The sequence below is a fragment of the Rhodococcus olei genome, assembly GCF_039540555.1.
Lineage (GTDB): Bacteria > Actinomycetota > Actinomycetes > Mycobacteriales > Mycobacteriaceae > Rhodococcus_G > Rhodococcus_G olei.
The window spans coordinates 292,142-315,156 of record NZ_BAABFB010000075.1 but is presented as its reverse complement, the minus strand read 5'-3'; the positions used below and the strand labels follow the sequence as shown (position 1 = coordinate 315,156).

Annotated in this window: 22 protein-coding genes and 1 pseudogene; 19 read left to right on the top strand and 4 right to left on the bottom strand. The window is 71.4% G+C overall.

Going from position 1 to position 23,015, the window contains the following annotated elements; all coding sequences use genetic code 11:
- The first annotated feature begins 10 nt into the window (after positions 1–10).
- The 5 genes from ABD951_RS26220 (at position 11) to purB (ending at position 6,040) form a co-directional block, all read left to right on the top strand.
- Positions 11–526: an OsmC family protein gene (locus tag ABD951_RS26220; RefSeq protein WP_345352602.1), complete on the top strand. Its 516-nt coding sequence runs from the start codon at positions 11–13 to the stop codon at positions 524–526.
- Between the two features lie 417 nt (positions 527–943).
- Positions 944–2,530, top strand: a complete 1,587-nt coding sequence (locus ABD951_RS26215) for a GMC oxidoreductase (protein ID WP_345352599.1) — start codon at positions 944–946, stop codon at positions 2,528–2,530.
- Between the two features lie 155 nt (positions 2,531–2,685).
- Positions 2,686–3,873 carry a pyridoxal phosphate-dependent aminotransferase gene (locus ABD951_RS26210; RefSeq protein WP_345352596.1) on the top strand — a complete coding sequence of 396 codons (1,188 nt, stop codon included), beginning with the start codon at positions 2,686–2,688 and terminating at the stop codon, positions 3,871–3,873.
- Positions 3,874–3,966: 93 nt separating this feature from the next.
- Positions 3,967–4,578 carry a TetR/AcrR family transcriptional regulator gene (locus tag ABD951_RS26205; protein ID WP_345352593.1) on the top strand — a complete coding sequence of 204 codons (612 nt, stop codon included), beginning with the start codon at positions 3,967–3,969 and terminating at the stop codon, positions 4,576–4,578.
- A gap of 40 nt (positions 4,579–4,618) precedes the next feature.
- Positions 4,619–6,040, top strand: coding sequence for an adenylosuccinate lyase (purB, locus tag ABD951_RS26200; protein ID WP_345352590.1), 1,422 nt, complete (start codon positions 4,619–4,621; stop codon positions 6,038–6,040).
- A gap of 51 nt (positions 6,041–6,091) precedes the next feature.
- Here the strand turns inward: purB and ABD951_RS26195 are convergent, their stop codons facing one another.
- Positions 6,092–6,511: a MarR family winged helix-turn-helix transcriptional regulator gene (locus ABD951_RS26195; protein WP_345352587.1), complete on the bottom strand. Its 420-nt coding sequence runs from the start codon at positions 6,509–6,511 to the stop codon at positions 6,092–6,094.
- A gap of 189 nt (positions 6,512–6,700) precedes the next feature.
- Here ABD951_RS26195 and ABD951_RS26190 point away from each other — a divergent pair, with 189 nt between their 5' ends.
- The 3 genes from ABD951_RS26190 to ABD951_RS26180 all read left to right on the top strand — a co-directional run bounded on the left by ABD951_RS26190 (position 6,701) and on the right by ABD951_RS26180 (position 10,467).
- Positions 6,701–7,810, top strand: coding sequence for an agmatine deiminase family protein (locus ABD951_RS26190; RefSeq protein WP_345353253.1), 1,110 nt, complete (start codon positions 6,701–6,703; stop codon positions 7,808–7,810).
- A gap of 41 nt (positions 7,811–7,851) precedes the next feature.
- The gene (locus ABD951_RS26185) at positions 7,852–8,424 is read left to right on the top strand and encodes a TetR/AcrR family transcriptional regulator (protein ID WP_345352584.1); all 573 of its coding nucleotides are present in this window, start codon (positions 7,852–7,854) and stop codon (positions 8,422–8,424) included.
- Between the two features lie 87 nt (positions 8,425–8,511).
- Entirely contained in the window at positions 8,512–10,467 is a 1,956-nt protein-coding gene (locus tag ABD951_RS26180; protein ID WP_345352581.1) for an ABC transporter ATP-binding protein, read from the top strand.
- Here ABD951_RS26180 and ABD951_RS26175 read toward each other — a convergent pair.
- Positions 10,387–11,748: pseudogene (locus ABD951_RS26175) on the bottom strand (FAD-dependent oxidoreductase); the annotation flags it as partial. The gene ABD951_RS26180 and the pseudogene ABD951_RS26175 overlap by 81 nt on opposite strands.
- Positions 11,749–11,999: 251 nt before the next feature.
- Here ABD951_RS26175 and ABD951_RS26170 point away from each other — a divergent pair.
- The 3 genes from ABD951_RS26170 (at position 12,000) to ABD951_RS26160 (ending at position 14,272) form a co-directional block, all read left to right on the top strand.
- Complete coding sequence (locus ABD951_RS26170) at positions 12,000–12,449, top strand: HIT family protein (RefSeq protein ID WP_345352578.1); 450 nt, start codon at positions 12,000–12,002, stop codon at positions 12,447–12,449.
- Between the two features lie 75 nt (positions 12,450–12,524).
- Positions 12,525–13,205, top strand: coding sequence for a PaaI family thioesterase (locus ABD951_RS26165; RefSeq protein ID WP_345352575.1), 681 nt, complete (start codon positions 12,525–12,527; stop codon positions 13,203–13,205).
- A 71-nt stretch (positions 13,206–13,276) separates the two neighbouring features.
- Positions 13,277–14,272 carry a pyridoxal-phosphate dependent enzyme gene (locus ABD951_RS26160; protein ID WP_345352572.1) on the top strand — a complete coding sequence of 332 codons (996 nt, stop codon included), beginning with the start codon at positions 13,277–13,279 and terminating at the stop codon, positions 14,270–14,272.
- A gap of 7 nt (positions 14,273–14,279) precedes the next feature.
- Here ABD951_RS26160 and ABD951_RS26155 read toward each other — a convergent pair whose 3' ends face one another.
- Positions 14,280–14,609 carry an Rdx family protein gene (locus ABD951_RS26155; RefSeq protein WP_345352569.1) on the bottom strand — a complete coding sequence of 110 codons (330 nt, stop codon included), beginning with the start codon at positions 14,607–14,609 and terminating at the stop codon, positions 14,280–14,282.
- A 117-nt stretch (positions 14,610–14,726) separates the two neighbouring features.
- Here ABD951_RS26155 and ABD951_RS26150 point away from each other — a divergent pair, with 117 nt between their 5' ends.
- The 5 genes from ABD951_RS26150 (at position 14,727) to ABD951_RS26130 (ending at position 20,167) form a co-directional block, all read left to right on the top strand.
- The gene (locus ABD951_RS26150; protein ID WP_345352566.1) at positions 14,727–15,611 is read left to right on the top strand and encodes a phosphoribosylaminoimidazolesuccinocarboxamide synthase; all 885 of its coding nucleotides are present in this window, start codon (positions 14,727–14,729) and stop codon (positions 15,609–15,611) included.
- A 58-nt stretch (positions 15,612–15,669) separates the two neighbouring features.
- Complete coding sequence (locus ABD951_RS26145; protein WP_345352563.1) at positions 15,670–17,793, top strand: S9 family peptidase; 2,124 nt, start codon at positions 15,670–15,672, stop codon at positions 17,791–17,793.
- Positions 17,794–17,848: 55 nt separating this feature from the next.
- A complete protein-coding gene (gene nrdF, locus ABD951_RS26140) occupies positions 17,849–18,817 on the top strand; it encodes a class 1b ribonucleoside-diphosphate reductase subunit beta (RefSeq protein ID WP_345352560.1) in 969 nt (322 codons plus the stop codon).
- Positions 18,818–18,883: 66 nt separating this feature from the next.
- A complete protein-coding gene (locus ABD951_RS26135; RefSeq protein WP_345352557.1) occupies positions 18,884–19,375 on the top strand; it encodes a glutathione peroxidase in 492 nt (163 codons plus the stop codon).
- Positions 19,376–19,462: 87 nt separating this feature from the next.
- Positions 19,463–20,167, top strand: coding sequence for a DUF2334 domain-containing protein (locus tag ABD951_RS26130; RefSeq protein WP_345352554.1), 705 nt, complete (start codon positions 19,463–19,465; stop codon positions 20,165–20,167).
- A 5-nt stretch (positions 20,168–20,172) separates the two neighbouring features.
- On the opposite strand, the gene ABD951_RS26125 is transcribed toward ABD951_RS26130, so the two are convergent.
- On the bottom strand, positions 20,173–20,817 hold the full coding sequence (locus ABD951_RS26125; protein ID WP_345352551.1) for an MBL fold metallo-hydrolase: 645 nt from the start codon (positions 20,815–20,817) through the stop codon (positions 20,173–20,175).
- A 140-nt stretch (positions 20,818–20,957) separates the two neighbouring features.
- Between ABD951_RS26125 and purS the strand changes: the two genes are divergently transcribed.
- From purS to ABD951_RS26110, 3 genes are all read left to right on the top strand, one after another.
- A complete protein-coding gene (purS, locus tag ABD951_RS26120; protein WP_345352548.1) occupies positions 20,958–21,203 on the top strand; it encodes a phosphoribosylformylglycinamidine synthase subunit PurS in 246 nt (81 codons plus the stop codon).
- The gene (purQ, locus tag ABD951_RS26115; RefSeq protein WP_345352545.1) at positions 21,200–21,877 is read left to right on the top strand and encodes a phosphoribosylformylglycinamidine synthase subunit PurQ; all 678 of its coding nucleotides are present in this window, start codon (positions 21,200–21,202) and stop codon (positions 21,875–21,877) included. Before purS ends, purQ begins: the two co-directional genes overlap by 4 nt.
- Positions 21,878–21,948: 71 nt before the next feature.
- Positions 21,949–23,001, top strand: a complete 1,053-nt coding sequence (locus ABD951_RS26110; RefSeq protein WP_345352542.1) for a dihydrodipicolinate reductase — start codon at positions 21,949–21,951, stop codon at positions 22,999–23,001.
- The last annotated feature ends 14 nt before the right edge of the window (positions 23,002–23,015 follow it).

Genomic DNA, 23,015 nt, shown 5'->3' with positions numbered 1-23,015 from the left:
ACCTCACACCATGACCACTGCTTCCGTTTCCCACCTCGGTGCCGTCGTCGCGGCCAACCGTGACGCGATCGCACAGGGCACCGCGAAAGCGCACGTCGTCTTCACCGCGGCGGCGCGAGCCCACGACGCGGTCGCCAGCACCGTCGACCTCGGCAGGTTCACCGTCGAGGTCGACGAGCCCGCCGCGCTCGGCGGCGCCGGCACCGCCGCCAACCCGGTGGAGTACTACCTCGCTTCGCTCCTGTCCTGCCAGGTGGTGACCTACCGGGTGTGGGCCGACACGCTCGGCATCGCGCTCGACGACATCACCGCGCGGGCCGAGGGCGATCTGGACGTCCGCGGGTTCTTCGGATTCGACGAGTCGGTGCGGCCCGGTTTCGGTGAGATCCGCGTCGTCGTCACGCTCACCGGCCCCGAGCCGCGCGAGCGATATCTCGAACTCCAGCGGACGGTGGACGCGCACTGCCCGGTGCTGGACCTGACCCGCAACCCGGTGCCGGTGCACACCGTCGTCGAGACGAGCTGAGCGTCCGGCCGGCCGCCACGTCGGTGTCGCCACGGAGCCGGTGGTCACGAGGGGACTCGTGACCACCGGCTCCGCGTTCTCGCGGCCGGCTCCCTCGGTGCACCGGGAACAACGGCCGCGGTGGACGGCCCGGTGTCCGTGCGGGGTTCCGGCACGGGCCGCCGAGGATGGCGGCGCAGGCGTGGCGGGCAAGCACGGTACACGTGAACGGTCTTGGTGTGTGGCCCTTTTCGATCAACTCGCATCATTCGAACGAACTACAGGGATTACTCGTCGGTAAGGCGGTTTTCGTCGGATTCGCGCGTGTATAACCGTTCGGACCACCCAGCCGTGCAACCGAAAGAGGTTCCGTTGAGCGAGTTCCGGACATCCCGCCCCAGTTCCCTGGCATCCGCCCGACTGAGCCGGCGAAGGTTCATGGCGGCAACGGGATTCGCGGTCGGAGCCGCAGCCCTGTCCTCGACCTGGACGTCCGCCGCGGCCGCTCCGCGCCGGGCGCTGAACAGCGGCGACCGGGTGCCCGCCCTGGTCATCGGCAGTGGTTACGGCGGAGCCGTCACCGCGCTGCGGCTCACGCAGGCCGGCATCGACACCCACGTCGTCGAGATGGGTCGCAGCTGGGACACCCCCGGCGCGGACGGCAAGATCTTCTGCGGGATGCTCAATCCGGACAAGCGCTCCACCTGGCTGTCCACCTCGACGGACCAGCCGGTCAGCAACTTCATGGGCTTCGGCATCAACAAGAGCGTCGACAAGTACGTCGGTGTGCTCGACTCCGAGAAGTTCTCCGGTATCAAGGTTTACCAGGGGCGCGGCGTCGGCGGCGGATCGCTCGCCAACGGCGGTATGGCCGTCACCCCGAAGCGCGCCTGGTTCGAGGAGATCCTGCCGTCGGTCGACTCCAACGAGATGTACAACACCTTCTTCCCGCGCGCGAACGCGACCCTCGGGGTGAACACCATCGACCAGACCTGGTTCGAGTCGACGCCGTGGTACCAGTTCGCTCGCACCGGCCGCAAGACCGCCCAGCGGTCCGGTTTCGCAACGACTTTCGTCCCGAACGTGTACGACTTCGAGTACATGAAGAAGGAGGCCGCCGGGCAGGTCACCAAGTCGGGCCTGGGCGGGGAGGTCATCTACGGCAACAACGCAGGCAAGAAGTCCCTCGACAAGACCTACCTCGCGCAGGCCTCGGCCACCGGCAAGCTGACGATCACCACCCTGCACCGCGTCACCAAGGTCGCCCCGGCCGCCGGCGCCGGCTACGACGTCACGATGGAGCAGATCGACGAGCAGGGCAACGTCGTCGCCACCAAGACCGTCACCGCGGACAAGGTGTTCTTCGCCGCCGGCAGCGTGGGCACCAGCAAGCTGCTCGTCGCGATGAAGGCGCAGGGCATCCTGCCGAACCTGTCCGGAGAGGTCGGCGAGGGCTGGGGCAACAACGGCAACATCATGGTCGGCCGCGCCAACCACATGTGGGACGCCACCGGCAAGGACCAGGCCACGATCCCGACGATGGGCATCGACAACTGGTCGGACCCGGCGGCGCCGATCTTCGCCGAGATCGCCCCGCTCCCGGCCGGCCTCGAGACCTACGTCAGCCTGTACCTGGCGATCACGAAGAACCCGGAACGGGCTCGTTTCCAGTTCAATTCGGGCACCGGCAAGGTCGATCTCTCCTGGGCACAGTCGCAGAACCAGAAGGGCATCGACATGGCCAAGGCGGTCTTCGACAAGATCAACCAGAAGGAGGGCACGATCTACCGGACGGACCTGTTCGGCGTGGTCAAGACGTGGGGCGACCACTTCACCTACCACCCGCTGGGCGGGTGCGTGCTGAACAAGGCCACCGACAACTACGGTCGGCTGAACGGGTACCCCGGCCTCTACGTGATGGACGGTGCCCTGGTGCCCGGCAACACCGGCGTCAACCCGTTCGTGACGATCACCGCGCTCGCCGAACGCAACATCGACAAGATCATCGCCACCGACATGCACTGACCGGCGGCGCCCGAATGGGAGTTCGGTGGTGGGGTTCGCAACGAACGGTCACCGAACTCCCATCGGGATCCGGGTGGGTGGGCCGGTAGCGCGGGATCCGGGTGGGTGGGCCGGTAGCGCGGGATCCCGGGTGGGTGGGGCGGTAGCGTCGACGGGTGCGCACAGATTCCCAACGGTCCCGGATCCCCGCCTTCCACGTCATGGACGTCTGGAAGGCCGCGACGGAACGGGCCCGCACCCACGGCGACGTCCTGACCCTCGCCGCCGGACAGCCCTCGACGCCGGCGCCGGCTCCGGTGCTGCGGGCCGCCCGCGAGGCCGTGGACACCCAGGTGCTCGGCTACACCGAGACGTTCGGGATCGCCCCGCTGCGGGAGGCCGTCGCCGGCTACCACTCGTCGCGGTACGGGATCGAGGTCGACCCCGAGAACGTGGTCGTCACCACCGGCTCCTCCGGAGCGTTCACCCTGTTGTTCCTCGCCGCGTTCGACCTCGGCGACACGGTCGTGGTGGCACGGCCCGGCTACCCCGCCTACCGCAACACCCTCACCGCCCTGGGCTGCCGGGTGATCGAGCTCGACTGCGGACCGCAGACCCGGTACCAGCCGACCGTGGCGATGCTCGCGGAGCTCGACGAGCCGCCGGCCGGACTGATCGTCGCGAGCCCCGCCAACCCGACCGGCACCGTCATCGACCCGGTCGAGCTGGCCGCGCTCGCCCGCTGGTGCGAGGACCACGGCACCCTGCTGATCTCCGACGAGATCTACCACGGCATCGAGTTCGGGAGCGCGGCCGAGCCGGGTGGCGCGCCGGCGCGCACCGCGTGCGCCTGGGAGACGTCCCGTGAGGCCGTCGTCATCGGATCGGTGTCGAAGTACTTCTCGATGACGGGCTGGCGGCTCGGCTGGGCGGTGGTCCCCGACGCGTTGCTGCGTCCCCTGCAGCGGCTCTCGTCGAACATGACGGTGTGTCCGCCCGCGATCTCGCAGTACGCGGCGGTGGCGGCGTTCACCGAGGAGTCGCGGCTCGAACTGGATGCTCACGTGCGCCGCTACGCCGTCAACCGGGAGCTGCTGCTCTCGGAGCTGCCGCGGCTGGGTGTCACCGAACTCGCCCCCGCCGACGGCGCGTTCTACGTCTACGCGGACATCGGGCACCTGACCGACGACTCGACGACGTGGTGCGCGGACCTCCTCGACGAGACGGGTGTGGCGGTCGCCCCGGGCATCGACTTCGACACCGTCCACGGGGACCGGACTCTGCGCATCTCGTTCGCCGGCGCAACGGCGGATGTCGAGGAGGCGCTCGCCCGTCTCGAACGCTCCGCCGCATTCCGTCGCTGACCTCGTCGACCGGGCCTCCCACCCTGCGGGACGTTGTTGACGCGAGTTCGACATTTTGGCACCGGTTTTCGTTGGCGCTGCCAAAATGGCGGGGTGACTGCAGCGGCGACTCCCAAGGGCGCGAAGCGTCGACTCGCCCTCGTCGACGCGGCGGCCGACCTTCTCGTCGAGGGCGGCTTCGACGCCGTCCGGCACCGGGCGGTGGCCGCGAAGGCCGGCGTGCCGCTCGCGTCGACGACCTACTACTTCGCCTCCCTCGACGACCTGATCGCCGCCGCCGTCGAACGGTGCGGAATCCGCGAACTGCGGGTGATGCAGGCGCGGATCGACGAGGTGGCACACCACACGCGCGACGTGGAGTCGACCGTCGAACTGATCGTCGACATGCTGGTCGGGGTGTTCGACGAGGGGGAGGGCGGCCGGGAGCAACTGGTGAACCGGTACGAACGGTTCGTCGCCTTCGCCCGGCACCCGGAACTGCGGGCGGTGCAGCGGGGCCTGCGGGTCGAACTCGACGCCCTGATCGTCTCGGTGCTGCAGCGGTCCGGGCGCGAGGTGCACCGGGACGGGCTGCGCCGGCTGGTGTACGTCGTCGACGGCGCGGTCGTCGGCGCGTTGAGCGAGGGCGACGCCGACCCGAAGGCGTTGGCCCGGGAGATGCTGCTGCAGGTCATCGACAGGGTCGCGCCGCTCGCGACGGCGTAGCCGTCCGGATCGTTTCGGCGTGGCCGTAAACTGGACGCCCGTGAGCCGCATCCCGAACGTCCTTGCCACCCGCTACGCCAGCCCCGACCTCACGGCGCTGTGGTCGCCGGAGCACAAGATCGTCCTCGAGCGCCAGCTGTGGCTGGCGGTCCTTCGGGCGCAGGCGTCGCTCGGGATCGACGTCCCCGCCGAGGCGCTCGCCGACTACGAGCGGGTGCTCGAGAACGTCGACCTCGACTCCATCGCGGCCCGGGAGCGGGTCACCCGGCACGACGTGAAGGCGCGGATCGAGGAGTTCAACGCCCTCGCCGGCCACGAGCACGTGCACAAGGGCATGACCAGCCGCGACCTCACCGAGAACGTCGAGCAGCTGCAGGTCTTCCGGTCGCTCGAGCACGTCCACGCGCACGGTGTCGCGGTCGCGGCCCGCCTCGCCGAGCGGGCCGCCCAGTACTCGTCGCTGGTGATGGCCGGCCGCAGCCACAACGTCGCCGCGCAGGCCACCACGCTCGGCAAGCGGTTCGCGTCCGCGGCCGACGAGCTGCTGGTCGCGCTGACGAGGCTGCGGGAACTGATCGACCGGTACCCGCTGCGCGGGATCAAGGGCCCGATGGGCACCGCACAGGACATGCTCGACCTCCTCGACGGCGACACCGAGAAGCTCGAGTTCCTCGAGGCGAAGGTCGCCGAGCACCTCGGCTTCGCGCACGTGCTGACCAGCGTCGGCCAGGTGTATCCGCGGTCGCTCGACCACGACGTGCTGTCCGCCCTGGTCCAGGTCGGCGCCGGACCGTCGTCGTTCGCGCACACGATCCGCCTGATGGCCGGGCACGAACTGGTCACCGAGGGCTTCCAGCCCGGCCAGGTCGGCAGCTCGGCGATGCCGCACAAGATGAACACCCGGTCCTGCGAGCGGGTCAACGGCCTGCAGGTGGTGCTGCGCGGGTACGCGTCGATGGCCGCCGAACTCGCCGGCGCCCAGTGGAACGAGGGCGACGTGTTCTGCTCGGTGGTGCGCCGCGTCGCGCTGCCGGACGCGTTCTTCGCGATCGACGGCCAGATCGAGACGTTCCTGACCGTCCTCGACGAGTTCGGTGCGTACCCGGCCGTGATCGAGAAGGAGCTGACCCGCTACCTGCCGTTCCTGGCCACCACGAAGGTGCTGATGGCGGCGGTCCGCGCCGGGGTCGGTCGCGAGACCGCGCACGAGGTCATCAAGGAGCACGCGGTCGCGGTCGCGCTGGCGATGCGCGAGCAGGGGCGCGAGCCGGACCTGCTCGACCGCCTCGCCGCGGATGTGCGGCTGCCGCTCGATCGCGCCGCCCTCGACGCCGCGCTCGCCGACAAGTCCGCGTTCATCGGTGCCGCGGAGGCACAGACCGCGGCCGTGGTGCGGCGGGTGGAGCTGCTCGTCGAGCAGTACCCCGAGGCCGCGAAGTACGCACCGTCGCCGATCCTGTAGGCGGGTCCGCCGCCCGGGAGTCCTGTAGGTCCGGTTGTGGGCCACAAGGACTCACGGGCGCGGCAGCGCCTCGAGGATGCGGCGCAGCGCGGCCCGGTCGCCCGCGGGCAGGTCGGCGAAGAACTCTGCGGCATCCGCGTCGCGGGCCGCGTCGAGCTCGGTGATCACCCGGCCGCCCTGCGCGGTCAGGCGCACGCACATCGCGCGCCGGTCTGAGGCGTCGGGGATCCGCTCGATGAGCCCGCCCTTCTCCAGCCGGTCGACCACCTCCGTCGCCGAGCGCGGCGCGATGCGCAATGCCTTGGCGACGTCGCCGAGCCGGGGCGAATCGCCGCCGTGAATCGCGCGCAGCGCCCGGTACTCGTGCGGCGAGAGCCCCCACGGCTCGAGCGCGGTGAACCAGCGCCTGCGCAGCGCCCGCGCCGCCGACATCACCAGGTCGCGAAGCTGCTCGGGGGAGTCCTGCGCCATGGTCACAGACCCTAGCGCACCTCATTGTGAGGAACCCTCATCAAGTCCGGGACCTCGGTCGGGGTCGTCGCCCGCGCACGCCGACGAGTTTGACTGAAGTTTCAGTCAGGATACGATCGGGTCGTCGGGCGGGCGCTCGGCCGTGGTCGGGCGGTGCGTCCGCGGAGGAAGGACGGGGAGTTCCCGATGATGCTCAGACGCACATTCCTGCGATCGGGCCTGGTCGCGGTCGGCGGCCTGCTGGCAGTCGGCTGCTCCGACACCGGGTCCGGACATGCGGACGGTGGCGAGGACGATCCGCGCACCTGGCGGATGCCCGAGGAGGGGGAGCCGCACAGGCGGACCTGGATGGCCTTCGGTGCGAGCGAGCCGATCTGGGGGAGCACCCTGCTCCCGGAGGTCCGCCGAAACCTGGCGACGATCGCCCGGACGATCGCGCAGTTCGAGCCGGTGTCGATGCTCGTGCGCGCGGAGGAGCTCGAGCTGGCGCGCGGCCTCGTCGGTCCCTCGGTCGAGCTGATCGCCGCCCCGCTCGACGACCTCTGGATGCGCGACACCGGCCCCGTGTTCGTCACCGGCAGCGGGACGCGGGCGGGGATCGACTTCAACTTCAACGGCTGGGGCGGGAAGCAGGACTTCGACCGGGACGCGGGGGTGGCGGGCCTCGTCGCCGCGCGCGCCGGCGTCGAGTCGCTGCCCTCTGACCTGATCCTCGAGGGCGGTGCGATCGAGGTCGACGGCGAGGGCACCGCGATCATCACCGAGAGTTGCGTGCTCAACGACAACCGGAACCCGGGGTGGTCGAAGGCGGATGTCGAGGCCGAGCTCGGGGCGCTGCTGGGGCTGGAGAAAATCATCTGGCTGCCCGGGATCGCCGGCAAGGACATCACCGACGGGCACACCGACTTCTACGCGAGGTTCGCGAGCCCCGGTGTGGTCGTCGCCGGATTCGACCCGGACCCGGAGTCCTTCGATCACGACGTCACCACCCGGCATCTCGAGATTCTCGAGGGGGCCACCGACGCGCGCGGTCGCGCGCTGGAGGTGGTGGTCCTGGAGGCGCCGGGCACGGTCCGCCCCGAGTTCGAATCGGACGACTTCGCTGCCGGCTACGTCAACTTCTACGTCTGCAACGGCGCCGTGATCGCCCCCGAGTTCGGTGACCCCGAGGCCGACCGCGCGGCGGGCGAGGAACTCGCGCGCCTGTTCCCCGGCCGCCGCGTCGTGCAGATCGGCATCGACGCCATCGCCGCGGGCGGCGGCGGCATCCACTGCACCACCCAGCAGGAGCCGGCGTAGGGCGGGGGCGGCCACCGGGGCGTTTCGTAGAGTGAGGATCCGTGTCCGATCGACAAACCCAGATCCTGGAAGCGGCGGTTCGCGTGATCGCGCAATCCGGCGTGCGTGGCCTCCGCGTGGAGAAGCTCGCCGCCGAGGCCGGCGTGTCAACCGCCTTGATCTACTACCACTTTCGGGATCGGGACGGCGTGCTCCGCCGGGCGCTCGAGCACATCAACGCCCGGGCCGAGCGCTATACCGGGGAGGTCGACGCGGGCGCGGACCCGCGTTCGCGGCTCGAGCGGATGCTGCTGCTCGAGCTCCAGAGCGCGCCCGAGGTTCGCGAGAACAGCATCGCCTGGGGCGAGCTGCGGGCCAGCGCCGTCTTCTCGGAGGACCTGCGCGACCCGCTCCGATCGACCACGCGGGCGTGGGTTGGCGACGTGGAGAGCCTCATCCGGCAGGCGCAGTCCGAGGACCTCGCCGACCCGGTCGCCGAGCCCGCCGATGCCGCCGAGCGCCTCACGGCGCTGGTCGAGGGGCTGAGCGGGCGCTGGCACAGCGGGTCGATCGCCGTCGAGAGGGCCCGGGACCTGCTCGCCGGCGCGATCGCCGTCGAACTGGGCCCGCGGTGAGGGCTCGGGCCCCCATTCCTTGACAGAAACCTCATTGTGAGGGAACCTCAGTATGTCCGACCCCGACACACCGAGAGGGGTGGTTGCATGACGATCCCCCACGACGGAGGGTCCCGATCGGGCCCCCGCGCCCCCCGGCTCGACCCCGCCGACCGTGCCCAGCTCGCCGAATCCCCGGTCAGCCTGCGCCGGATCGGCACCCTGTTCGCGCCGTACCGCTGGCAGATCGCCGCGGTGGTGGCGCTGATCGTGGCCTCGTCCACGATCTCCCTCGCCAATCCGTTCCTGATCCGCGCGGTCATCGACCACGCCATCCCGGAACAGGATGTGCCGCTGCTGATCTGGGCGGTCGCCGGGATGCTCGCGATCACCCTGGCCGCGTCGGTGCTCGGCGTCGCGCAGACCTGGATCTCGACGACCGTCGGCCAGCGCATCATGCACGGCTTGCGCACCAGGGTCTTCGCGCACCTGCAGCGGCAGTCGCTCGGCTTCTTCACCCGCACCCGCGGCGGCGAGATCCAGTCCCGCCTGACCAACGACATCGGCGGGATGCAGACGGTGGTCACCTCGACCGCCACCTCGATCGCCGCCAATGCGACCACCGTCGTGGGTACCGCGATCGCGATGGCGGTGCTCAGCTGGCGGCTCTCGCTGCTGACGCTGTTGGTGCTGCCGCCGGCCATCTGGCTGACCCGCCGGGTCGCGCTGACGCGGCGCGAGATCACCGCGCGACGCCAACGGGTGCTCGCCGACCTGCAGACGCAGATCGAGGAGAGCCTGTCGATCAGCGGGGTGCAGCTCGGCAAGACCCTCGGTGCCGGGCCGGCGATGGCCGCGCGGTTCGCCGACACCTCCGAGCGGCTCACCGACCTCGAGGTGCGCGCCCAGCTGTCCGGCCGGTGGCGGATGGCCACCATGAACATCGTCTTCGCCGCGATCCCCGCGCTGCTGTATCTCGCCGCGGGCCTGCCCGCGACCTCGGGCGGCATGACGATCGGCACCCTGGTCGCGTTCACCGGCCTGCAGGCCGCGCTGTTCCGGCCGCTGATGAGCCTGCTCGACGTCGGTGTCTCGGTGACGAGTTCGCTGGCCCTGTTCAGTCGCATCTTCGAATACCTCGACCTGCCCGTCGACATCGACGACCCGCGGCACCCGGTCCCGATGCCGCGCGCACGGGTGCGCGGCGACCTCACGTTCGAGGCCGTCGGCTTCCGCTACGAGGGTGCGGACCGAAACGCGTTGGACGACATCACGATCGACGTCCCCGCCGGGTCGTCGCTGGCGCTGGTCGGCGAGACCGGTTCCGGCAAGACCACCCTCGCGTCGCTGGTCGCCCGGCTGCACGACCCGACCGCCGGTGTCGTGCGGATCGACGGGGTGGACCTGCGCGACGTCACCCTGACGCAACTGTCGGAACTCGTCGGCGTCGTGTCCCAGGAGACCTACCTGTTGCACACCACGATCCGGGAGAACCTGCGCCGCGCGCGCCCGGACGCCACCGACACCGAGATCGAGGACGCGGCCCGCGCCGCCCAGGTCCACGACCTGATCGCGGCCCTGCCCGACGGCTACGACACCGTCGTCGGTGCCCGCGGCCACCGGTTCTCCGGCGGCGAGAAGCAACGGATCGCGATCGCCCGAACGCTGTTGCGGGACCCGAGGATCCTGGTCCTCGACGAGGCCACCAGCGCGCTCGACAACGAGACCGAGGCGGCCGTGCAGCGCGCCCTGGACGTGGTCAGCGCCGGACGCACCACGATCGCGGTCGCGCACCGGCTCTCGACGATCCGGGACGCCGACCAGATCGTGGTCCTCGACCACGGCCGCGTCGCCGAGCGCGGCACCCACGAGGAGTTGCGGGCGCTCGGCTCCCGCTATGCCGCGCTACTCGCCCGGGCCGGAACCGGCCGCGACACCGGCGCGCCGGCCGAAGAAGGTGCCGTCACCGAGCGAGGTGCCGCTGATGTAGCCCCACGAGTGCAGGCCCGACGTCGCGCGCCCGGCCGCGAAGAGGCCGGGGATCGGGTCGCCGTCGAGGTCTAGGACGTGGCCGTCGACGGTGGTGTGCAGGCCGCCGATCGTGAAGACCTCGGCGCCGCCGCGACCGGCCTCGCCGTACTCGGGTGGGGCGATGCCGCGCTGCACGTCGATCGCGGCGAACGGCGACGCGAGGGGGCGCAGCCAGCGCTCGGCCTTGTGGAAGTACGGGTCCCGGCCCTCGGCGGCGAACCGGTTGTACTCGCCGACCGTGGTCTGCAGCGCACCCGGCGGCATGCCGATGTCGTGTTCGAGCTCCTCGAGCGTCTCGGCGACGAAATGCGGCTGCACGCCCCAGCGTTCGTTCTCCGGGACCTCCTCGTACGCCTGCTCGTCGAGGATCACCCACACCTTCAGTCCGTGCTTGTACAGGGCCGCCTGCCCGACCAGTCCGGGGTAGACGTCCTCGTTGATGAAGCGCTGCCCGACGCTGTTGACGATCATCCCGCGCACCATCATCCCGGGGATCAACGAGATGCCGACCTGGCCGGCGGACATGTGCTTGACCGCGGCACCGACCGCCTGCGCCATCACGATGCCGCGGCCGTCGTCGCCGCCGTCGGAGTTGACGCCGAGGCCCACCAGCTGCGGGGCGTGCTGGGCGACCATCTCGGCGTTGTCGGCGAAGCCGCCGGTCGTCAGGATCACGCCGCGGCGGGCGCGGTACGTGACGGTCTCGTTGAAGTGCCGGGCGACGACACCGACGACCCGACCCGCCTCCACGATCAGCCGCAGCGCCGACGTGTCGGTGTGCACCGCGACCGCGGTCTTCGCGACCGCCTCGCTCAGCACCGCCATCAGCACCTTGCCGCCGAACCCGTCGGAGGTGACGCGGTGCCCGCGCGGCGCCGGCGTCGCGAGATCGCGGAAGGGGTGGGAGTTCTCACCCATCCACATCAGGCCGTCGTCGGTCGGCGGGACCCAGGTCGGGGAGTCCCACAGGGACGGCTTGAACGGCACGCCGTGGTCGACCAGCCACTGGTAGTGCGCGACGCTCTCCCGGGAGTAGAGGCCCACCTTCTCCCGGTCGGCGTCCGGGCCGAGGGCGGCGAGCAGGAACTTCTCCATGTCCTCGGCGGTGTCGGCGAACCCGCACGCCTCCTGGACCGGGGTGCCGCCGCCGAGGTACATCTCGCCACCGGACAGCGCCGACGAGCCGCCGCCCCCGCTCTGCCGCTCGAGCACGATCACCTCGGCGCCGGTCGCGGTGGCCTCCAGCGCGGCGGCCGCGCCGGCGCAGCCGTAGCCGACGACCAGGACGTCGGTCTCGTGGTCGTACGTGTCCATGTCGGCGGCATCGACGGGGGTGACGGGTGTGTGTGCGCTCATTCGGAACTCCTGTCCGGGGGTGTCGAACCGACTGTGACGCCGGTCACGCTAGGTGGGTGTCGGGTCGCGGGGAAGGGTGTTGCCCGGTGGGCGGGACGGCGCCGGCCGGTATTCGGATCCGGTTGGGCTGCTGGGGTTCTCGGATCCGGTCGGGACGTGTGGCCGGGTTGTGGGGTCGCCGGGGTGCTCGCCGCCTAGCATCGATCGGCATGAGCACGTGCATCTTCTGCGCGATCGTCGCCCGCGCCGCCGAGGCCAGCATCGTCCACGAGGACGAGCACACCCTCGCGTTCATGGACATCCGCCCGTTCACGCCCGGGCACCTGCTGGTGGTGCCGAAGGCGCACGCGTCCGGGCTCGCGGATCTCGACCCGGAGGACGGCAGGCGGGTGTTCGCGGTCGGGCAGCGCGTCGCGGCCGCGCTGCGTGACGGCTCCGTCGGGCGGCCGGGGGAGCCGCAGGACGGCCCGCGGGCCGACGGGGTCAACTTCTTCCTGGCCGACGGCGTCGCCGCCGGCCAGGAGGTGTTCCACGTGCATCTGCACGTCATCCCGCGCGCGGCCGGCGACGGGTTCGGTCTGCGCGGCCGGCCGACGTCGCCGCGCCGGCCGGACCTCGACCACCTGGCGGGCACGATCCGGCGGCGGCTCGGCGCCTGACCGCGCGCGGCACGGCCGACCCGCGTGTGTACGATGCACATTTGCGCGTCCGCGCACGACCGTGAGTGAGGCACCGTGACCGAATCGACTTCCGACCAGCAGCTGCTCTATGTCAACGACCAGTTGTCGGACGAGGAGATCCAGCGCGAGGCCGACCTCTACGGACCGCTCACCGACAGTGTGCGCGGCCTGATCGCCGCCACGCTGCAGACCGAGGTCGGCGAATCCGACGTCCGGCGGGCCCGCGCCCTGATCGGGGAGGCCGCGTCGCTGCTGCGGGCCAAGGCCATCCCCGGCCCGTACGGCGTCCGCTGGGGAGCGTCCGGCAGGAAGCGGGGCTGGGGCAATGCCGCGGACGGGCTGCGCAACGCGGTCGCGCCGCCGTTGAACATCCGCACCGACCCCGACGGGCGCGCCCGGACCGACTTCCACCTCGGGCCGCAGTACGAGGGCCCGGCCGGGCTGGTCCACGGCGGTGTGTCGGCGCTGATCCTCGACCAGGTGCTCGGCGACGCCGCGGTCGCCGGCGGCACGCCGGGGATGACGGGCACGCTCACGCTGCGGTACCGCCGGCCCACGCCGCTCGGCGATCTGTACGCCGAGGCTCGGGTGGACCGGGTTGAGGGTGTCAAAACCATTGTCGTCGGGCATATCTCGGGGTCCGACGGTATCTGCGTCGAGGCCGAGGGCGTCTTCATCCTGCCGCGCTGGGCGCGGGAGGCGATCGCCGAGCAGAACGCGTCGACGGCCGGCTGAATCCGGCACCGCGACCGCCCCGGGTTGCGTAGTCTGCCCGGATGCGCCGACGACGACAGGTGGGCTGACCCGTGAACCCGAGCCCGCCCGAGCTGCACCTCCGGTATCCGGAACTCGCCGCCACGCTGCCGCACCTGCCGCTCGGCCGGCGGCCGACCCCGCTCACCCGGTTGGCCGTGCCGGGTCGGGGAAACCGCTTGTGGTGCAAGGACGACAGCGGATTCGGCGACGGCGGCTGGGGTGGGAACAAGGTGCGCAAACTCGAGTGGATCCTGCCCGACGTGACGGCCCGGGGCGCGCGCCGGATCCTCACCGTCGGAGCCCTCGGAACCAACTGGGGGCTGGCGACGACCCGGTACGCCCGCACCCTCGGCGTCGACACCGAGCTGGCCCTGGTCGACCAGCCGATGGACGAACACGTGCGGGCCCAGCTCGCACGCATCCACGCCGCCGGTGCGACCGTGCACCGGACCCGGACCAAGGCCCGCACGATCGCCGCGGCGCCGTGGCTGTTCGCCCGGCACCCGATGTCCTACTACCTGCCCGCCGGTGGGTCGACGCCGCTGGGCACGGTCGGGTACGTGGAGGCCGCGCTCGAACTGGCCGCACAGGTGCGCCGTCGTGAGATGCCGGAGCCCGCGGCCGTCGTCACCGCGGTCGGGTCCGGGGGTACGGCGGCCGGGCTGGTGCTGGGAATGCGGCTCGCCGGAATGCGCACCCGGGTGGTCGCGGTGGTGGTCAACGACACCCTGCCGCTCGCGGCCCGGAATCTGCTGGGCCTCGCTCGTCGCACCGAGCGACTGCTGCGCGACCGCGGCGCCCGGCTCGGGCCCGTCGATCTGGCACCCGGATCGTTGCTCGTCACCCGGCGCTGGCTCGGGCCGGGATACGGGCACCGGACCGCCGAGGCGGACGCCGCCATCGGGATCGCCGCCGCGGCCGGCCTCACCCTCGACCCGGTGTACACGGCCAAGGCCTTCGCGGCCGCGCTCGCCCTCGACCGGCACCCGATGTTCGGTGACGCGCCGATCGTGTTCGTCGACACCCACGGTCCGCGCGCGGGCTGACGGTCGGTCAGGCCGGTGCCCCCGGCAGGCCCGTCGCATCCCGTCCGGTGCGCGGGTCCCGCGGCCGGTCGGCGTGACCCAGGTCCCGGGCCGGGTCCACGACGTCACGCACGATCTGCTTGAGGGTCTTCGCCTCGGGGAATCCGCCGTCGCGAGCCCGGTCCCACACCAGCGTGTCGCCCACCTCGACCCGGAACACCCCGCCCGTCCCCGGCGCCAACGCGACCTCCCCGAGGTCGGTGCCGAACGTGCTCAGCAGCTCCTGCGCCATCCACGCCGCCCGCAGCAGCCACTGGCACTGCGTGCAGTACGTGATGCGCACCCGCGGTGAGTCCATGGGTCCAGCCTGCCAGTCCGGCCGCCGCCCGTCCTCCACGGCCTCAGCTGTCCGGTTCGTCCGGGTCGCCCGCCGCCGTCGGGCACCGCCGGGGCGGCACCCGATAGGGTTGGGTGCGTGCGTCCCTCACTCTCCGATTACGCCCACCTCGCCGGCGGCAAGGTCCGTGACCTCTACACGATCGACGGCGAGCACCTGCTGCTCGTCGCGAGCGACCGGATCTCCGCCTACGACCACATCCTGAGCACCCCGATCCCCGACAAGGGACGGGTGCTGACGGCGATGAGCGTCTTCTTCTTCAACCAGCTCGGCGGCCACAACCACCTCGCCGGCGTGCCGGACGACGAGCGGATCCCCGCCGAGGTGCTCGGGCGTGCCCTCGTCGTGCGCAAGCTGGAGATGGTGCCCGTCGAGTGCGTCGCGCGCGGCTACCTCACCGGCTCGGGGCTGGCGGACTACCAGCGCACCGGCGCCGTCTGCGGAGTGTCGCTGCCCGACGGGCTCGTCGAGTCCTCCCAGCTGCCGGAGCCGATCTTCACCCCCGCCACCAAGGCCGCGCTCGGGGACCACGACGAGAACGTCGACTTCGCGACCGTCGTCGACCAGGTCGGCCAGGACCTCGCGGTCAAGCTGCGTCAGGACACCCTCGACATCTACACCCGCGCCTCCATCTTCGCCGCCGAGCGCGGAATCATTCTGGCGGACACCAAGTTCGAGTTCGGTCTCGACGCCGATCGCAACCTGGTGCTCGCCGACGAGGTGCTCACGCCGGACTCGTCGCGGTACTGGCCGGCCGACGGCTACGAGGCGGGCAGGGTTCAGCCCAGCTTCGACAAGCAGTTCGTCCGCAACTGGCTCACGGGCCCCGAGTCCGGCTGGGACCGCGCCTCCGACACGCCCCCGCCGCCGCTGCCGCAGGCCATCGTCGACGCCACCCGCGCCCGCTACATCGAGGCCTACGAGCGCATCTCCGGGTTGTCCTTCGACGACTGGATCGGGTAACCGGCCCGATCGGCAGGTGTGACCGCCCCGGCCGGGGGCCGGGGCATAGGGTGGCGGCATGAGCTCGCCCGTCACCCCGGCCCCGGTCGCGAAGAAGGTCCCGCACCAGCGCACCCACCACGGCGACACGTTCGTCGACGACTACGAGTGGCTGCGCGAGAAGACCGCCCCCGAGGTCATCGCCCACCTCGAGGCGGAGAACGCCCACACCGAGGCGCAGACCGAGCACCTCGGACCGCTGCGGGAGACGATCTTCTCCGAGATCAAGTCGCGCACCCAGGAGACCGACCTGTCGGTGCCGTCGCGGATGGGGCAGTGGTGGTACTACTCGCGCTCGTTCGAGGGCAAGCAGTACTCGGCGCACTGCCGCTGCCCGATCGCCGGGCCCGACGACTGGACGCCGCCGGAGCTGTCCGCGGACACCGAGATCCCCGGCGAACAGGTGCTGCTCGACGGCAACGAGCTGGCCGAGGGCCACGACTTCTTCGCGCTCGGCGGGATGTCGGTGACCCTCGACGGCACCCTGCTCGCGTACTCCGTCGACACCGCCGGCGACGAGCGGTACACGCTGCGGTTCAAGAACCTCGACACCGGAGAGCTGCTGGCCGACGAGATCCCCGGTACCGCGCCCGGCGCGACCTGGGCACTCGACAACCGCCACGTCTTCTACCTGACCGTCGACGACGCCTGGCGGCCCGACACCGTGTGGCGGCACCGGCTCGGCACCCCCCAGTCCGCGGACGTCCGGGTCTTCCACGAACCCGACGAGCGGTACTGGGTCGGCTTCGGCTCCACCCGTAGCGAGAAGTACCTGACGATCTGGCTCGGGTCCAAGGTCACCTCCGAGATCTGGTATCTCGAATCCGCGAACCCCGAAGGCGAATTCACGGTCGTGCTGCCCCGCGTGGAGGGCGTCGAGTACGCCGTCGAGCACGCGGTCGTCGCGGGACAGGACCGATTCCTGATCCTGCACAACGGTGTCGTCGACGGCACCAAGGCCGAGAACTTCACCCTCGTCGACACCCCCGTCGCGGACCCGACCGACCAGCGGACGCTGATCGCCCACCGCGAGGACGTCCGGCTCGAGGAGGTCGACGCGTTCGCCGGTCACCTGGTGCTCGGCTACCGGCGCGAGGCACTGACCCGGCTCGCGGTGTGGCCGTTGACCGCCGACGGCTACGGCGAACGCCACGAACTCGACTTCGGCGAGGAGCTGTACTCGGTCGGCGCCGGCTCCAACCCGGAGTGGGAAAGTCCGCTGCTGCGACTGGGATACACGTCGTTCCTCACCCCGAGCCGGGTCTACGACTACGAGGTGGCGACCGGTGCACTGCTGCTGCGCAAACAGCAGCCGGTGCTCGGCGGCTACGATCCCGCCGACTACGAACAGCACCGGGACTGGGCCACCGCCGACGACGGCACCCGGATCCCGATCTCGATCGTGCGACGCCGCACCGCCGCCGTGACACCGGCCCCGCTGCTCCTCTACGGCTACGGCTCCTACGAGTCCAGCACCGACCCCGGGTTCTCGGTGGCCCGGCTGTCGCTGCTCGACCGCGGCATGGTGTTCGCGGTCGCGCACGTCCGCGGCGGCGGCGAGATGGGCCGGCGCTGGTACGAGGACGGCAAGATGCTGTCGAAGAAGAACACCTTCACCGACTTCGTCTGCTGTGCACGGCATCTCGTCGACACGGGACGCACGACGCCGCGGCTGATGGTCGCCGACGGCGGCAGCGCCGGCGGACTGCTGATGGGGGCGGTGGCCAACCTGGCGCCGGAGCTGTTCGCCGGAATCCTCGCGAACGTGCCGTTCGTCGACCCGCTCACCTCGATCCTCGACCCGTCCCTTCCGCTGACCGTCATCGAATGGGACGAGTGGGGAAACCCGTTGGCGGACCGGGACGTGTACGAGTACATGAAGTCGTACAGCCCGTACGAGAACGTCGGCGCGCACGACTACCCGGCGATCCTCGCGATCACCAGCATCAACGACACCCGCGTCCTGTACGTCGAACCCGCGAAGTGGGTCGCGAAGCTGCGCGCCACCAAGACCGGCGACTCGCCGGTGCTGCTCAAGACCGAGATGAGTGCCGGGCACGGTGGCGTCAGCGGCCGCTACGAGAAGTGGCGGGAGGTCGCGTTCGAGTACGCGTGGGTGCTCGACACGGTCGGCCTGGGCTGACCGCAGGGGCGCTCCCGTCGAGCCCCCGGCCGCCGGGCCGGGGGACAATGGAGGCGTGGGCGCCCCGGGCACCGGTCGCGTGCACGCGATCGACTGGACCCGGCCGTCCGACCCCACGGACGTGCGGGTGTGGGATCGGCTGACCGGGAACTTCTGGCTGCCCGAACGGGTGCCGCTGTCGAACGACGTGCCGTCGTGGCGGGCGCTGACCGACACCGAACGCCGGCTGACCATCCGGGTCTTCACCGGGCTGACGTTGCTCGACACCGCGCAGGCCACCGTCGGTGCGGTGTCGATGATCGCCGACGCCGACACCGCGCAGGAGGCGGCGGTGCTGACCAACATGGCGTTCATGGAGTCCGTGCACGCCAAGAGCTACAGCGCGGTCTTCTCGACACTGTGCTCGAGCAGGGAGATCGACGAGGCCTTCGACTGGTCCGAACGCAACGCGCACCTGCAACGCAAGGCCGGCATCGTGCTGGACCGCTACCGGGGCGACGACCCGCTCGCCCGCAAGGCCGCCTCGGTGCTCCTCGAGTCGTTCCTGTTCTACTCCGGCTTCTACCTGCCGCTGCGCTTCGCCTCCCGCGGCGTGCTCACCAACACCGGCGACCTGATCCGGCTGATCATGCGCGACGAGGCCGTGCACGGGTACTACATCGGCCACGCCTGCCTGCGGGGGCTGGACCGCGCCGGCGCCGGCGCCCGAGCTCGGCACCGCGCCTACACCCTCGCGCTGCTGGGTGCCCTCTTCGACAACGAGGTCGGGTACGCGCACGACCTGTACGACGAGGTCGGCTGGACCGGCGAGGTGCTCGCGTTCATGCGGTACAACGCGAACCGGGCACTGGCCAACCTCGGTTACGGCCCGCGCTTCGCGGCGGCCGAGACCGTCGTCCGCCCGGAGATCCTGGCCGCACTCGACCCGGGTGCGGGGGAGAGCCACGACTTCTTCTCCGGGGCGGGCAGCGCCTACGTCGTGACCACCCCGGTGCCCACCGAGGACGCCGACTGGGAGTGCTGATCCCGCTCGGCGGGACACTCTTCCGGAAAAGTTCGGCGCCGCACCGCATCCCGTACCGTGAACGCCATGACGAACACTGCACTGCTGGACATCGACATCACCACCCTCGTCGGTGAGCCGACCTCACTGCGCGCCCTCGGCGGCAAGGCGATCCTGCTCGTCAACGTCGCCTCCAAGTGCGGGCTGACCCCGCAGTACACCGCGCTCGAGCAGCTGGCGAAGGACTACGCGGACCGCGGTCTGACCGTCGTCGGCGTGCCGTGCAACCAGTTCATGGGACAGGAGCCCGGCACCGCCGAGGAGATCCAGACCTTCTGCTCGACCACGTACGGCGTCACCTTCCCGCTGCTGGAGAAGGTCGAGGTCAACGGCGAGAACCGGCACCCGCTGTACGCCGCGGTCACCCTTGCCGCCGACGCCGAGGGCACGGCCGGCGACGTCCAGTGGAACTTCGAGAAGTTCCTGATCGCGCCCGACGGCGCCGTCGCCGCCCGCTTCCGCCCGACCACCGTCCCCGACGCCCCCGAGGTGATCGCCGCGATCGAGGCCCTGCTGTAGGAACACCCACCGCGCCCGTGGGCGATCCGAACGCAACGCTCACGGGCACGTCAGCGCCCGTTCACCTTCGGGTGCCAGGCTGACGGCATGGTCGCAACGCTGATCGTGTCGGTGTCGGGGATCCGGGACGAGACCCGCGAGCTCGTTGCCGAGTTCGCGGGCGAGACGGACGCCCGGGAGGTCCCGCTGTCGCTGCTGGTGGCGCCCCGGCTCAAGGACAAGTACCGGCTCGTGCGCGACGAGCCGACCCAGGACTGGCTGCGCGAGCGGCAGGGCAGCGGCGACGCGATCGTGCTGCACGGCTACGACCAGGCCGCCACCAAGAAGCGCCGCGCCGAGTTCGCGGCACTGCCGCAGCACGAGGCGATGCTGCGGCTGCTCGCCGCCGACCGGGTGATGGAGGAGACCGGGCTGCGCACCCGGGTCTTCGCGGCGCCGCGCTGGCTGGCGTCACCGGGTGCGGTGACCGCGCTGCCGCGGGCCGGGTTCCGGGTGCTCGCCGGGCTCACCGGCATCCACGACCTCGACCGGGACACCGTCGTGAAGGCGCGGGTGCTCGGGATCGGGGAAGGATTCCGTGCCGAACCCTGGTGGTGCCGGGCGCTGGTGCTCGGCGCGGGCCGCACCGCCCGCCGCGGCGGCACCGTTCGGCTGGCGATCTCCGCGAAACAACTCGCGCACCCCGGGCCGCGGCAGGCCCTGATCGACGCGATCGACATCGCACTGCACCACGAGGCGCGCCCCGACGCCTACCGGTGGCGTCCGCGCGGCGGCGGCCTCGAGGTGGCCTGAGCGCCCTACAGATCGAGCGAGTCCTCGAGCGGCAGCACCCGGAACTCGGTGCCCTCCGCGGCCATGTCGGTGTAACGGCCGTAGAAGATGCCGGTGGCCTCGTTCGCCAGGATCGCCTGGTGGATCGGCACCGCCACCCTCGGGGCAACCGCGCGCAGATAGTCGATCGCCTCGGAGATCTTCAACCACGGTGCCGCGGCCGGCAGCGCCAGCACGTCCACGTTCTCGTGGGGGATGTACAGCGAGTCGCCCGGATGCAGCAGCCGGGCCGGGTTCTCGTCGTCGCCCAGCAGGTACGCGGTGTTGTCGACGACCGCGAGGTCCGGGTGGATCACCGCGTGCCTGCCGCCGGTGCCGCGCAGGTGCAGCGGACCGACGTCGAACGCGTCACCCGGCCGCACCGCCGTCCACTCTCCACCGAGCTGCGCGGTCGTCTGCGGGTCCGCATACAGCGCGGCACCCGGGTTGGCCTCGACCAGGGCGGGCAGCCGGGCCGGGTCGGCGTGATCGGGGTGCTGGTGGGTGATCGCGATCGCGTCCAGTCCGGCGATCCCTTCGAATCCGTGCGAGAAGTTGCCCGGATCGAACAGGACCCTGGTGCCGAGGTGCTCGACGAGCAGGCAGGAATGACCGAAGTGGGTGAGCTGCATGCCCCCGAGTATGCGCTGGTTCACACCGCCCCGCCCGGGCGTGCGCCCGAGTGCGGGGTGCAACCGGACAGCCCGGTAAACTGCCGGGTGCCCGGCGTGATCTGCCGGGCGGAACCGGAGCACCAAGCGAGGAGCAGCACGTGGCCCGTGTCGTTGTCGAAGTCATGCCCAAGGCCGAGATCCTCGACCCGCAGGGGCAGGCCATCGTCGGGGCGCTGTCCCGGCTCGGCTTCGCCGGCGTGTCCGACGTCCGCCAGGGCAAGCGATTCGAGCTCGAGGTCGACGGCAGCGTCGACGACGCCGAGCTCGAGAAGATCGCCGAGGGCCTGCTGGCCAACACCGTGATCGAGGACTGGGCCGTGCGTCGAATCGACGTCCAGGCATGAGCGCCCGCATCGGGGTCATCACCTTCCCGGGCACGCTCGACGACATCGACGCCGCCCGCGCGGTGACGCTCGCCGGCGGCGAGGCCGTCAGCCTGTGGCACGGCGACGCGGACCTCAAGGGCGTCGACGCGGTCATCGTGCCCGGCGGCTTCTCCTACGGTGACTACCTGCGCTGCGGCGCGATCGCCCGGTTCGCGCCGGTGATGGGCAAGGTCGTCGAGGCCGCGCACGGCGGGATGCCGGTGCTCGGCATCTGCAACGGCTTCCAGGTGCTCTGCGAGGCCGGGCTGCTGCCCGGCGCGCTGACCCGCAACGAGGGCCTGCACTTCATCTGCCGCGACCAGTGGCTGACGGTGGAGTCCACGTCGACGGCGTGGAGCGCCCGCTACGAGGCCGGTGCGGAGATCCTGATCCCGCTCAAGTCCGGCGAGGGTCGCTACCAGGCGTCGGAGAAGGTGCTCGACGAGCTCGAGGGGGAGGGCCGCGTGGTGTTCCGCTACGCCGGCGACAACCCCAACGGCTCCCAGCGCGGCATCGCCGGCATCGCGTCGGCGAACGGTCGCGTCGTCGGCCTGATGCCGCACCCCGAGCACGCCACCGAGGCGCTCACCGGCCCCAGCGACGACGGCCTCGGGATGTTCTACTCGGCGCTCGACGCGGTCCTCACCGCCTGAGCCCGACACCACACGGCAACAGGGGGCGGACCGGAGATCTCCGGTCCGCCCCGTGTTGCTACCGTCCGGCCATGATCTCGACGATCGTGTGGGGCGACGGCAGCATCGCGGCGGACGCGATCCGCGCCGTCGACTCGCATCCGGGACTCGACCTGACCGCCGTCCTCGTCTCCGGTCCCGACCGGGCCGGGCGCGACGCCGGCGACCTCGCCGGGCTCGGTCGGCGGCTGGGGGTCGTCGCCACCACGGACGTCGCCGCGGTCCTCGCGGCCCGGCCGCGGGCCGTCGTCTACGCCGGGTCGGGTACCACCCGCTCCGCCGACGCCCGTGCCGACGTCGTCGCCGCACTGCGGGTCGGCGCGGTCGTGGCGACCCCACCGATCCACCCGCTCCACGACCACGGCGCCGCGGTCGCCGAGATCCGCGCGGAGATCCGGACCGCGATCGCCGAGGGCGGCGGCACGCTGTACGTCTGCGACGTCGACCCGGACTGGACCAACCACGTGCTGCCGTTGCTGCTCCGCGGCCTCGACGCCGGTGCCACCTCCGTCCACTGCCGCGAGATCGTCGACTACTCGGGGTACGACCTCCCCGGATCCGTGCGCTACCTGATGGGCATGGGCGAACCGCTGGACTACCTGCCGCCGATGCTCGCGCCGCGGATGCCGAGCGCGGTGTGGGGCGACCGGGTCCGGCTGCTCGCGCGGGCGCTCGGCGTCGAGCTCGACGAGATCCGGGAGACGCTGCAGCGGCTCGAGCTCGAGGTGACCGTCGAGACCGAGACGATGGGCAAGTTCGAGGCCGGCGGCCAGGGCGCGGTGCGGTTCGAGGTGCGGGGCCTGGTCGGCGGGCAGCCGCGCGTCGTCGTCGAACACGTCGGCCGCATCCACCCCGACTGTGCGCCGGACTGGCCGACCGTGCCCGCCGGCGGGGTCGCGCACCGGGTGGTCGTCGAAGGCGACCCGCGGGTGGAGGTGACGATCGAACCCGGCCTGCGGGACGGCGCCGGGTCGGCGGTCGACCGGCTCGTCGAGGCCATCGAGTGGCTCACCACCCGCGAGCCCGGACTCTACGACGCCCTCGACGTGGCGCGCCGCGACCCGGCCGCACCCGAGATGTCCTGATCCGCCCCGCGACC

Coding starts and splice junctions, on each gene's coding strand:
- ABD951_RS26220 (WP_345352602.1), top strand. CDS start 11: ATGACCACTGCTTCCGTTTCCCACCTCGGTGCCGTCGTCGCGGCCAAC.
- ABD951_RS26215 (WP_345352599.1), top strand. CDS start 944: ATGGCGGCAACGGGATTCGCGGTCGGAGCCGCAGCCCTGTCCTCGACC.
- ABD951_RS26195 (WP_345352587.1), bottom strand. CDS start 6,511: ATGGCGCAGGACTCCCCCGAGCAGCTTCGCGACCTGGTGATGTCGGCG.
- ABD951_RS26190 (WP_345353253.1), top strand. CDS start 6,701: ATGCTCAGACGCACATTCCTGCGATCGGGCCTGGTCGCGGTCGGCGGC.
- ABD951_RS26180 (WP_345352581.1), top strand. CDS start 8,512: ATGACGATCCCCCACGACGGAGGGTCCCGATCGGGCCCCCGCGCCCCC.
- ABD951_RS26170 (WP_345352578.1), top strand. CDS start 12,000: ATGAGCACGTGCATCTTCTGCGCGATCGTCGCCCGCGCCGCCGAGGCC.
- ABD951_RS26155 (WP_345352569.1), bottom strand. CDS start 14,609: ATGGACTCACCGCGGGTGCGCATCACGTACTGCACGCAGTGCCAGTGG.
- ABD951_RS26145 (WP_345352563.1), top strand. CDS start 15,670: ATGAGCTCGCCCGTCACCCCGGCCCCGGTCGCGAAGAAGGTCCCGCAC.
- ABD951_RS26135 (WP_345352557.1), top strand. CDS start 18,884: ATGACGAACACTGCACTGCTGGACATCGACATCACCACCCTCGTCGGT.
- ABD951_RS26130 (WP_345352554.1), top strand. CDS start 19,463: ATGGTCGCAACGCTGATCGTGTCGGTGTCGGGGATCCGGGACGAGACC.
- ABD951_RS26125 (WP_345352551.1), bottom strand. CDS start 20,817: ATGCAGCTCACCCACTTCGGTCATTCCTGCCTGCTCGTCGAGCACCTC.
- purQ (WP_345352545.1), top strand. CDS start 21,200: ATGAGCGCCCGCATCGGGGTCATCACCTTCCCGGGCACGCTCGACGAC.
- ABD951_RS26110 (WP_345352542.1), top strand. CDS start 21,949: ATGATCTCGACGATCGTGTGGGGCGACGGCAGCATCGCGGCGGACGCG.